The sequence below is a fragment of the Falsiroseomonas algicola genome (assembly GCF_011040385.1).
In the GTDB taxonomy this organism is placed as follows: Bacteria; Pseudomonadota; Alphaproteobacteria; order Acetobacterales; family Acetobacteraceae; genus Falsiroseomonas; species Falsiroseomonas algicola.
Genome location: NZ_JAAIKB010000028.1, coordinates 21,055 through 31,302, shown reverse-complemented (window position 1 = coordinate 31,302; position 10,248 = coordinate 21,055). Strand labels below are relative to the sequence as shown.

Annotated in this window: 9 protein-coding genes; 1 reads left to right on the top strand and 8 read right to left on the bottom strand. The window is 73.1% G+C overall.

The annotated features are described in order from the left end of the window. Positions 1-102: 102 nt before the first annotated feature. Both acdA and G3576_RS30060 read right to left on the bottom strand, forming a co-directional pair. Entirely contained in the window at positions 103-1,344 is a 1,242-nt protein-coding gene (gene acdA / locus G3576_RS30065; RefSeq protein ID WP_164698176.1) for a 3-sulfinopropanoyl-CoA desulfinase, read from the bottom strand. Further along, on the bottom strand, positions 1,341-2,036 hold the full coding sequence (locus G3576_RS30060) for a DUF533 domain-containing protein (protein WP_164698175.1): 696 nt from the start codon (positions 2,034-2,036) through the stop codon (positions 1,341-1,343). The genes acdA and G3576_RS30060 overlap by 4 nt, the downstream gene beginning before the upstream one ends. Before the next feature lie 171 nt (positions 2,037-2,207). On the opposite strand from G3576_RS30060, the gene G3576_RS30055 reads away from it, so the two are divergent. Then, on the top strand, positions 2,208-3,269 hold the full coding sequence (locus tag G3576_RS30055) for an amino acid ABC transporter substrate-binding protein (protein WP_235952544.1): 1,062 nt from the start codon (positions 2,208-2,210) through the stop codon (positions 3,267-3,269). Between the two features lie 16 nt (positions 3,270-3,285). On the opposite strand, the gene G3576_RS30050 is transcribed toward G3576_RS30055, so the two are convergent. The 6 genes from G3576_RS30050 to G3576_RS30025 form a co-directional block, all read right to left on the bottom strand. Continuing rightward, complete coding sequence (locus tag G3576_RS30050; RefSeq protein ID WP_164698174.1) at positions 3,286-5,853, bottom strand: AsmA family protein; 2,568 nt, start codon at positions 5,851-5,853, stop codon at positions 3,286-3,288. A 72-nt stretch (positions 5,854-5,925) separates the two neighbouring features. Continuing rightward, positions 5,926-6,909 (bottom strand): RluA family pseudouridine synthase, encoded by a 984-nt coding sequence (locus tag G3576_RS30045; RefSeq protein ID WP_164698173.1) that lies wholly within the window; start codon positions 6,907-6,909, stop codon positions 5,926-5,928. A 44-nt stretch (positions 6,910-6,953) separates the two neighbouring features. After that, positions 6,954-7,421 carry a helix-turn-helix domain-containing protein gene (locus G3576_RS30040; RefSeq protein WP_164698172.1) on the bottom strand — a complete coding sequence of 156 codons (468 nt, stop codon included), beginning with the start codon at positions 7,419-7,421 and terminating at the stop codon, positions 6,954-6,956. 65 nt (positions 7,422-7,486) lie between these two features. Beyond that, on the bottom strand, positions 7,487-8,398 hold the full coding sequence (locus G3576_RS30035; RefSeq protein ID WP_164698171.1) for a glycoside hydrolase family 16 protein: 912 nt from the start codon (positions 8,396-8,398) through the stop codon (positions 7,487-7,489). A 137-nt stretch (positions 8,399-8,535) separates the two neighbouring features. Next, positions 8,536-8,895 (bottom strand): CrcB family protein, encoded by a 360-nt coding sequence (locus G3576_RS30030; protein WP_207623109.1) that lies wholly within the window; start codon positions 8,893-8,895, stop codon positions 8,536-8,538. Beyond that, the gene (locus tag G3576_RS30025) at positions 8,892-10,229 is read right to left on the bottom strand and encodes a replication-associated recombination protein A (protein ID WP_164698170.1); all 1,338 of its coding nucleotides are present in this window, start codon (positions 10,227-10,229) and stop codon (positions 8,892-8,894) included. The genes G3576_RS30030 and G3576_RS30025 overlap by 4 nt, the downstream gene beginning before the upstream one ends. Positions 10,230-10,248: the final 19 nt, after the last annotated feature.

The window sequence follows — 10,248 nt, the reverse complement described above, 5'->3', positions numbered from 1 at the left end:
CGCTCCATCGCCTCTAACAGCAGCGAATCAGCACAAACAACCTTGCGCAAGCCGAGTTGTGTGAATGCCGTAGCCCCTCAGGGGGGAGAGCGCTTGGCGGCGTCAGTCGGCCGCCAGCTTCCCCGCCGACTGCTCCTGCGCGATCAGCTTCAGCCAGCCATCGCGCGTCTGCGGCAGCTTCCGGCCGAGGATCTGTTCCGCGACCTGGTTGCGCAGCACCTGCGCCGTGCCGCCGGCGATGGCGAACATGCGGGCGTCGCGGAGGTAGCGCTCCATCGGGTTGTCCTTGGAATAGCCCTCGGCGCCCCAGACCTGCAGCGCGCTGTTGGTGACCCGGATCGCCATCTCGCTCGCGAAGACCTTGGCCTGGGCGGCGGCGAGGCGGTCGGGGAAACCGGCCGGCCCGGCGCTGCGGGCCGCGCGATGGATCAGGGCGCGGGCGGCTTCCAGCTCGATCGACATGTCGGCCAGCATCCAGCCGAGGCCCTGGAACTCCGCGATCGGGCGGCCGAATTGCCGGCGATCCCCCGCACGGGCGAGCGCATGGTCATGCGCGCCGGCGGCAAGGCCGAGTGCCACCGTCGCGGCGCCGACCCGCTGGCCGTTATAGGCATCGATCAGCCGGCCGAAGCCGCGCTGCCAGCCGCCCGGCGCGCGAAGCACCATGTCGTCGGCGATTTCGAGGTCCCGGAATTCCAGCTCCGCCTCCGGCATGCCGCAGAGGCCGAGGGAGGGGATGCGGCGCTTCACGATCAGCCCCGCGGGATCCCCCTCCCCGTTCCGCACGACGATGAAGCCGCCGATGCCCTTGAACTCGCCCTCCTCGACCACGCGGGCGAAGATGAGGTGGAGGCGGGAGACGCCGCCGCCGGTGATCCAGGTCTTGGCGCCGTTGATGATCCAGCGGTCGCCGCGCTTCACGGCGGTGGTCGCCATCTCGGTCGCGGCCGATCCGGCATCAGGCTCCGTGATGCAGATGGCGGGCTTGTCGCCCGACAGCACGATGGCGGCGGCGAGCTTGCGCTGCGCTTCCGTCCCATAGGCCATGATGGCGCCGACGGCGCCCATATTCGCCTCCACCGCGATGCGGCCGCAGACGGCGCAGGCCTTGGAGAATTCCTCCACGACGAGCACGGCATCCATCACGGACCCGCCCGGCCCGCCCCATTCGCGCGGGATGGTCAGGCCCATGAAGCCGGCCTCGGTCATCTTCCGGACCATCGGCCAGGGGTATTGGCCGCTGCGGTCGGTGTCGGCGGCCTGGGCGGCGGCCTCCTTCGCCAACTCGCGGGCGCGGTCGCGCAGGGCCGCCTGGTCCTTGGTCAGTCCATCGGCAGCGCTCATCCCTGCAACCTTTCCTCGATGGCCGCCGCGGCGGCGCGGTCCAGCTTCATGGCCTTGGCCAGGCGGTCGAGCCAATCGCGCTCGGGCGCCGTCACCTCCCCCATCGCCGCGACGGCCGCGGCATAGAGGCGGGCCCGCAGCATCGGGTCGGTCGCCTGCTTCGCCAATCCCTCCGGCGTCATGGGCTTGTCGAAATCGGCGAGGACGAAGTCGCGCTCATCGGCCTCCAGTCCGGCGGCGTCGAGCTGCTGGGCGATGGCGCGGCGTTCGGTGGCGTCCACCGTCCCATCGGCCTTGGCGGCGGCGATCATGGCGCGGATGAGGAGGAGGCTCTCGGCATCCTCGGCGGCAGGACCCTGGGGCTCGGGCGCCGGCGCGGGCGCCGGGCGGTTCCAGGGGGAGGCGCCGGTGGTCGGCATCCGGCGGGGCTCGGCGGGGGCGGACCAGGGGCCCTGCACGTCCCGGACGGGCTGGGGCGCCGGGCGGGCGGCCTCACGCGGGGCGGGTTCGGGGGCGCGCTGGCTGTTGCGGATCATCGCCTCGATCGCCGTGGCGGCGGCGGTGCCGAGGATGCGGCCGAGCTGGTTGGAGGTGCCGCGGCCGCCCAAGGGCGAGGGCGCGGCGCGGCGGCGGCGCCGTGGCGGCGCGGCGGCACCGCCGAGCAGGGCGCCGAGGACTCGGCCAAGGTCCATCGTTTCATCCTCCCGATTCGCCGCGCGGTTATGGCAGTGCGCTGCCGCCAGGCAAGCGCCCTGCGGTCCCGGCGGTGCCGCCTTTTCCGTCAGATGGACGCGATGGGCCTGGTGTTCCAGCGGGGCGCCGCCGGGGCCTAGGCTGCCGCCACACCGTAGAAGGGGTTTCGCATGATGATGGTCCAAGCGCGGGCGGCGATCGGCCGCCTGGCCCGGCGTTGCGCCGGCGCGGCGGCGCTCGGCCTGCTGATGGGCGCCGGCGCCGTGCTGCCCGTGGTCGCGCAGGCGCCGGGCTCCCCGACCCTCGCCGCGATCCGCGCCCGCGGCCAGGTGGTCTGCGGCGTGCAGTCGAACAACCCGCCCTTCTCCCTGCCGGACAGCCGGGGCGTCTGGCGCGGCATGGATGTCGATTCCTGCCGCGCGCTGGCCGCCGCCATCTTCGGCGATGCGGAGAAGGCGGTGATACGCCCCGTCACGGGGATGACGCGCTTCCCGGCGGTGCAGAGCGGCGACATCGACGTGCTCTATGGCAGCACGACCTGGACGACGACGCGGGAGACGCAGCTCGGCCTCGTCTTCGCCGCCGCCAACTACTACAGCGGCCAGGGCTTCCTGGTGCGGCGATCGCTCGGCGTCACGCGGCTCGCACAGCTGGATGGCGCGACCATCTGCGTGCCGCCGGGATCGACGACGGAGGTGATCCTGCAGGAGTGGTTCCGGGCCAACCGGCTGTCCTTCCAGCCGATCCTGATCGACGATCCCAACGAGATCATCGGCGCTTTCCTGTCCGGGCGCTGCGACGTCTATACGCGGGACATGACGGGGCTGTCGGGCTTCCGGATGACGCAGCCGAAGCCCGACGACTTCCTGCTGCTGCCCGAGAACATCACCATGGAGCCGCTCGGCGCCTGGATCCGCAAGGGCGACGACCAGTGGCTCGACATCGTGCGCTGGACGCAGTTCGCGCTGGTGTGGGCGGAGCAGCACGGGGTCACCGCCGCCACGGTGGACAATCCCGGCCCCTCCCCGTCCTCCGACGTGCGGCGCCTGCTGGGGGCGGGCGATATCGGCCCGACCATGGGGCTCGATCGCCGCTGGGCGGCGAATGCCATCAGGGCCGTCGGCCATTACGGTGAGGTGTGGGAGCGGAATGCCGCCCCCTATGGCCTGGCGCGCGGCCTCAACCGGCTGTGGGACCAGGGCGGGCTGATGTATTCGCCGCCGCTGCGCTGAGGCTGCGTCGGCACGCTCATCGCCCCAGCAGGCCGCGCAGCAGATCTGCCGGCTGGGGGATGCCCTGGCGACGCTCCGGCTGGGCCTGGGGCTGGGGCGCGGGCGCGGCTTCGGCGGCCGCGGGCGCCGGCCGGGCGGCGGGGACCTGCCCCTCCCGCCCGCCGCGCGCGGCGGTCAGCGCCGGGCCGCAATCCGGCAGCGGCGCGGGGCGGGCGGCGTTGTTGCCGCGCGGCGCCAGCGCGCCCAGCACGGCGCCGAGGTCGCCGCCCACCTGGCCGGCCAGGTTGCCGAGCACGGCGGCCAGGTTCTCCGCCCGGACCCCGCGATAGGCGGGGCTGGCCAGCGTGCCGCCGAGATCGGCGGAGACCCGCACCTCCGCCCCCGCGGCGCGGACATCGTGCAGCATGCGGAGACTGAGCGATTCGTCGCCGAGATTGATGCTGCCCGTGCCGGCCACCTTCGCGGCGGGGCTGTCCAGCAGCAGGGTGGAAAGGCGCGCGGTGCCGCCCTCGGCATCGGCGCGGATGGCGATGCATTCGATCGGCAGGCGGTTCGGCAGCGGTGGCAGCACGGGCACGCGCTCGCGCAGCGCCGCCTGGACCGGCTGCACCAATGCGGGCTCCGCATGGCCGCCCAGCATGGCCAGGCCCAGATGGCCGGAGAGCGTGGCGGCGACCTGGCGCAGCCGGTTGCCCTGGCCACGCAGATCCGCATCCAGCTCCGCCCGGCCCGAGAGGCGGTTGGGCTGCCCCGCCATGGCCTGCAGCGCCGTGAGGTCGAGGCCCGGGGAGCGGGCGAGGATCCGCAGCGTCGGCACCTCCGCCCGCGCATCGGCGGTGAGGTCGAGGGCGAGCGGGCCGGCCGGGGTCTGCGCGGTGAGCGGCGAGAAGCCGCCGCGCCCGGCATCGATCTTCACGGGCACCACCACCTGCCGCCAGGCCTGGCCGTTCAGCGTCAGGGCGGCGATCTCCAGCCGGAGGTCGGCATCCATGACCCGCAGCGCCGCCATCGGCAGGGCGATATCGGGGATCACGCGGCCATCCGACGTCGGCGCCGGCGCCGCGGGGGCGGCAGGGGCGCCCGCCGGGGCCGGCGCGGCGGCGGTGGCGGCGCGGAGCGCATCGAGGTCAAGGCGCGGCGAGGCCAGGCGGCCGGTGATGCCGGGGCGCTCGCCCACCACCAGCGTCACCTCGCCCGCGGCCTCCCCGGCGGAGGAGGCAAGACGGAGGTCCCGCAGATGCGCGCCGCCGGCGAAGCCGGGGGTGCGCTCCGCCAGGCGGGTCGAGAGCCTGACCTCCCGGATCGGCGGCAGGGCGGTGCCGGCGAGCGGCGACAGCGCGGCGAGGTCCGCGGCCTCCGCCGTGATGGCGAGGTCCACGCCGGACAGCGCTCGCGGATCGGCGATGCGGCCGGCGAGCGTCGCGGCGGCACCATTCGTCTCCAGCCTGACATCGACGGGCAGCGGGCCCGGCGCCTGGCCGGCGAGTTGCGCGGGGGTGCCGAGGCGACCGGACAGGCGCAGGGGCTGGTCGGCCAGGCGCGCTTCCGCCTGCAGGGCCAGCGGCGCATCGGGCCGTTCGGCGGTGAGCGTCGCGCTGGCGAGGCGCAGCCCGGGCCGCAGCGTCGAGAGGTCGGACTCGCCGATGCGGAGATTGAGCCCGGACAGGGTAGCGAGCGCCCCGCCCGTGCCGGTGGCGGCGCCGGCCAGCGCCACGTCGCGCAGCGGCGGCAGCGGCACGTCCGGCATCAGGGGCGCGAGGCGCGTGAGGTCCGCGGCGCGGCCCGTGACCTCCGCCGTCCAGGCCTGGCCAGCGGCGAGGGTGCCGCGCAGCGCCACCTCCGCCCCCAGGCTGGCGAGGCGAAGATCGACGGGCCAGGGCTCGGCCGCGCCGAAGGCGGAGAGCCGGCCGCCCTGGAAGGCGATCGAGACCGCCTGGCCGCGCAGCGCGACATCGCCCTCCGCCCGCGAGGGCCCGGCGGCGGGGGCCGCGGCCTCGATCCGCGTCAGGCCGAGGGTTTCGGTGCGGCCACCCGGGTGCGCGTCCCGCCAGGCCAGGGTGCCGCGTTCCAGCCGGAGGGAATCGACAGCGAGTTGCAGGGGCTGGCCAGGGGCGGTTGGCGATTCGGGTGCGGCAGGCGCGGCCGGGGTGCCGGGCGCGGCGGGGCGGGCGAAGACCCAGTTGCTGGTCCCATCCTGGCGCGTCTCCAGCAGCAGGTCGGGTTCTTCCACCACGACTCGCGCCACCTCGACCCTGCGGGACAGCAGGGGCAGCAGGGCGGCCTGCACCTCCACGCGCCTGGCCGTCAGCATGGCGGGGCGGCTGAAGCCCTCGGGATTGGCGAGGCTGATGTCGCGCAGTTCGACCGTCGGGACCAGCGACAGGGCAAGGCGCATCTCGCCGAGTTCGAAGCGCCGTCCCGTCGCCTGTTCCACGGCGGCGACCAGGCGGGGGCGCAGCTTCTCGGGATCCAGGAAGACATAGGCGGCGCCGGCCGCCGCCACGGGGATGGCGACGACGACGCCCAGCACCACCCAGGGCCAGCGGCGCGTGCGGCGGGGCTGCGGGGCTGTGGTGTCGGACACTGGCGAAAACTCCCGGTTCGGCAGCTTCAACGCCCTGGACCGTGATGGTTCAGGCGGTGCGGCGAGGACTATTCAGGCGCCGCGCCGCGGCTTGGGCGTGCGCGGCACCTCGAACCCCAGGAAGGCGAAGCTTTCCTTCATATGGGGCGGCAGGGGCGCCGCCACCTCCAGCATCCCACCGGCGGGGTGCGGCAGCCGCAGCGCGCGGGCGTGGAGGTGGAGCTGGTTGGGCAGCCCCTCCAGATGCGCGGCCTGGCCGCCATACTTGCCGTCGCCCAGGATCGGGCAGCCCAGCGCCTCCGCGGCGTGGACGCGGAGCTGGTGGGTGCGGCCGGTCAGGGGCTTCATCTCCAGCCAGGCGGCGCGGCGGCGCACCGCATCCAGGATGCGGAAATCGGTGCTGGCGCGGGCGGCGTCGCGGTCCCCGGGCTCGGCCGGGACGGTGCGTTCGCCGCGCGGGCCGCCGGTGCGGGCCAGCGCCATCTCGATGCGCCCCGCCGGCGGCGTGGGTTCGCCGATGACGATGGCCCAGTAGGTCTTCTCCACGTCCCGGCCGCGGAAGGCGGCGGCCAGCTTGGCGGCCGCGCCTACGGTGCGGGCCAGGACCAGCACGCCGGAGGTATCACGGTCCAGCCGGTGCACCAGGCGGGGGCGATCCTCGGCCTCGAACTTCAGGGCATCGAGCATGCCATCCAGGTGCTTCGTGATGTTCGGGCCGCCCTGCACGGGCAGGCCATGCGGCTTGTCCAGCACCAGGACCTCATGGTCCTTGTAGATGACCATGCGCTCCAGCGCCTTGGCGTCCCGCTCATCCACCGGCTTCGGCGCGCGCGGCAGTTTCGCCAGCGGGTTCTCCGTGATGGGGGGGATGCGGACTTCCTGGCCGGCGAGGAGGCGGGTATTGGCCTCCGCCCGCTTGCCCTCCACCCGGATCTGCCCGGTGCGCAGCATCTTCTGCAGCGCCCCCTGGGTCAGCGCCGGCACGTGGCGCTTGAGCCAGCGATCGAGGCGAGTGTCGTTCTCGTCGGCGGAAACTTTGCGGAGCTGCACGGTCATGGTGGCCGGGGTGTAGCACGAAGCCCCGGCTTGGCACCCGCCGATCAGCCCTGCGCATCCCCCGCGAAGGCCCGGGCGGCGGCGCAGAGCGCGGCGAGCCCGGCATCGGGCAGCGCATCGGAGGCGCGGACGAGGTCCAGCAGCATGCGCGGCCGGGTCGGCAGCAGCGGCCGATAGGGGCCGACGCGCTGTTCGGTGTGCAGCCCCTCGAAGAACCAGCCGAGGTCCACGCCGAGGCAGGCGGCCAGCGCGGGCAGCCGCGTGGCGGGGATGGCGTTGCGCCCGGCCTCGTATTTCCGCGCCTGGGCGGTGGAAACACCAAGCCCGGCCGCGAGTTCGGCGAGCGAGAGGCCGCGCTGGACGCGGGCCTCCCGGATGCGGCGGCCGACATGCAGGTCCGCGCCCGCGACTTGGTCGAGGCCGGGCGGCAGCATGGCGGGCCGCAGCGTGGCGGCCGCCCGCGCCAGGGCGGGGCCCGTGCCCGCGTCCTGCTGCGCCGAAGCCCCCCTCACCCAACCCTCTCCCCCCGTCGGGGGAAGAGGGCTTTCGGGTAGGCGGGCGGTGGGCTGGCGGCGGTTCAGATGAACCACTGGCCAGTGGCTTCCCAGTTCGCCGTCACATGCGCGGCGGCGGCGTTCCAGTCGACCTGGCCGTTGACCCGGAAGGGGCCCCAGGGATCATCGAGATCGGCGACGATCGGCTGGGCGGGGCTGGCGACGAAGTCGGGCAGCAGGGCGTCCACGACCTCCACGACCGGATCGACGACGGTGTCCACGACGGCCTCAACCACCGGCGCCACGATCGGGGCCGGCGCCGGCGTGCCGCCACCATCACCCTGGCCGGGCGTGTAGGCGGAGACGCGGACCCAATCGACCTCGATGTTGACCTGGTTGGGCGTGGAGCCATCGGGGCCGCCGCCATACCACCATTCATGATCGGCCAGGACATGGCCCTGGATGCCGAAGGACATGGGCTGGTCCGGCACGTCATTCGTCATGCGGCCGACCTGCTGGCCATCGACGTAGAGCGTGAGCTCGCCCGGCGTCCAGTCGAGGCGGTAGGTGTGCCAATCCGCGACATAGGTGTCGATGTACTGCGTCTCCCACGGCGTGCCGTGATTGGTGAAGGCGAAGCCATCACGGTTGCCGCGATGGGTCTCGACGATGTCGACCTCATCGCTCCAGGTGTTGTTGCTGGGCCACAGCAGGATGACGCCGGCCGTGCCCTGCCCTTCCTCGATCCGCGCGCGGAATTCGTAGGAGCCGTAGGTCTGGCCATCGGGAATGGTGGACAGCCCCCCGGCCACCCAGCCGCCGCCCTGGCGGGTGATGGCGACGTCGAGGATGCCGTCATGCACGCTCACCTGGCTCGGCGTCCAGGAGAAAGCGCCCGTGCCGTATTCGCCGGAATAGAGCGTGCGCCAGTTGCCACGGTCAATCGAACCGCCATTGAAATCGTCGAAGAAGACGGTGGAGAAGTCGGCCATCATTCTGGTCCCTTCAGGCAAATTGGGACCCCCAGGGGTGGAAGGGTTCTACTCACCGACGCGTGTGCAGGACAATGCCGCTTGTGCTGCAGTGGCGGTTCAAAGCGCCGGGGTGGCGCGTTCGACTTGCGGTTGATTCGCTATTTCTTGAGGAGGCCGTAACAGACCGCAAATGCAGCGAGCCCGAGGCCAACGGAGGCGAGGACGTAGAGGGCCGCGAGCCACCAGGCGCGTTCGAACAGCGCGCCGGACTCCAGGCTGAAGGCGGAGAAGGTGGTGAAGCCGCCGAGGAGCCCGGTGACGAGCAGCAGCCGCGCCTCCCCCTGCAACCCCAGGCCGGCGGCGATGCCGATGGCGGCGCTGCCGGCGATGTTCACGCCGAGCGTGCCCCAGGGGAAGGCCGTGCCGAGATGGGTGATGGCGAGCGTGGAGAGCCAGTAGCGGAGCACGGAGCCGATGGCGCCGCCGGCGGCGACGAGCAAGACGTTGAGCAGCGTCATCGACGCTTGCGGGCGCGGAGCCGCTGCCATTCCGCCATGCGGGCGGCGACGGCGGCTTCCGCGCCGCGCTCCGTCGGGTTGTAGAAGCGGGCTGGCTTCATGCCCTGCGGCCAGTAATCGGCGCCGGAGAAGCCATCCTCCGCATCATGGTCGTATTCGTAGCCATCGCCGTAGCCGAGTTCCTTCATCAGCTTCGTCGGCGCGTTGAGGATGTTGGCCGGCGGCATCAGGCTTCCCGTCTGCTTCGCTGCCACCATCGCCGCCTTGAAGCCGGTGTAGAGCGCGTTCGACTTGGGCGCGGTGGCGAGGTGGACGACGACCTGGGCGAGGGACAATTCGCCTTCCGGGCTGCCGAGGCGTTCATAGGCTTCCCACCCCGCCATCGCGATCTGGATGGCGCGGGGATCGGCCATGCCGACATCCTCGCTGGCGAAGCGCAGCAGGCGGCGGGCGATGTAGCGGGGATCCTCGCCGCCCGTGAGCATGCGGGCGAACCAGTAGAGGGCGGCGTCGGGGTCGCTGCCGCGCATCGACTTATGGAGCGCGGAGATGAGGTTGTAGTGCTCCTCACGATCCTTGTCGTAGAGCGCGGCGCGCTTCGCGAGCAGGCTGGCGAGCGCGGAGGGGTCGAGGGGATCGCCGCCGGGCGGCAGGGCCAGCAGCTGTTCCACCATGTTGAGGAGGTAGCGGCCATCGCCATCGGCCATGGCAGCGAGGGACGCGCGCGCCTCGGGCGTGAGCGGGAGCGGCCGATCCTCCTCGGCCTCCGCGCGCTCCATCAGCAGCAGCAGCGCGGCCTCGTCGAGGCGCTTGAGGACGAGGACCTGGCAGCGCGAGAGCAGCGCGCCGTTGAGGGCGAAGGAGGGGTTTTCCGTCGTGGCACCCACGAGGGTCACGGTCCCGTCCTCGACAACCGGCAGGAAGCCGTCCTGCTGGGCGCGGTTGAAGCGGTGGATCTCGTCCACAAACAGCAAGGTGCCGCGGCCGTTGGAGCGGCGGGCGCGGGCCTCGTCGAAGGCGCGCTTGAGGTCGGCGACACCGGAGAAGACGGCGGAGAGCGCGACGAAGCTGAGGCCGGCGCGCTCCGCCAGCAGGCGCGCGATGGTCGTCTTGCCGACGCCGGGCGGGCCCCAGAGGATGATGGAGGAGAGCGAGCCGCGGGCGAGCATGCCCGTCAGCGTGCCGTCGGGGCCGACGAGGTGATCCTGGCCCACCACCTCATCGAGTGCCTTAGGGCGGAGACGGTCGGCCAGCGGGCGCGGGCCGGGCGGCGCCTCGGCGCGAGGGGTGTCGGTATCGGGCGTGCCGAAGAGATCAGGGGAGCGGGCGGCCATCGCGCGAGCCTAGCGCCGC

Excerpts from the sequence above, each read along its gene's own strand:
- G3576_RS30055 (WP_235952544.1), top strand. The coding sequence starts at position 2,208 with ATGATGATGGTCCAAGCGCGGGCGGCGATCGGCCGCCTGGCCCGGCGT.
- G3576_RS30025 (WP_164698170.1), bottom strand. The coding sequence starts at position 10,229 with ATGGCCGCCCGCTCCCCTGATCTCTTCGGCACGCCCGATACCGACACC.
- G3576_RS30060 (WP_164698175.1), bottom strand. The coding sequence starts at position 2,036 with ATGGACCTTGGCCGAGTCCTCGGCGCCCTGCTCGGCGGTGCCGCCGCG.
- acdA (WP_164698176.1), bottom strand. The coding sequence starts at position 1,344 with ATGAGCGCTGCCGATGGACTGACCAAGGACCAGGCGGCCCTGCGCGAC.
- G3576_RS30030 (WP_207623109.1), bottom strand. The coding sequence starts at position 8,895 with ATGACGCTGCTCAACGTCTTGCTCGTCGCCGCCGGCGGCGCCATCGGC.
- G3576_RS30035 (WP_164698171.1), bottom strand. The coding sequence starts at position 8,398 with ATGATGGCCGACTTCTCCACCGTCTTCTTCGACGATTTCAATGGCGGT.
- G3576_RS30045 (WP_164698173.1), bottom strand. The coding sequence starts at position 6,909 with ATGACCGTGCAGCTCCGCAAAGTTTCCGCCGACGAGAACGACACTCGC.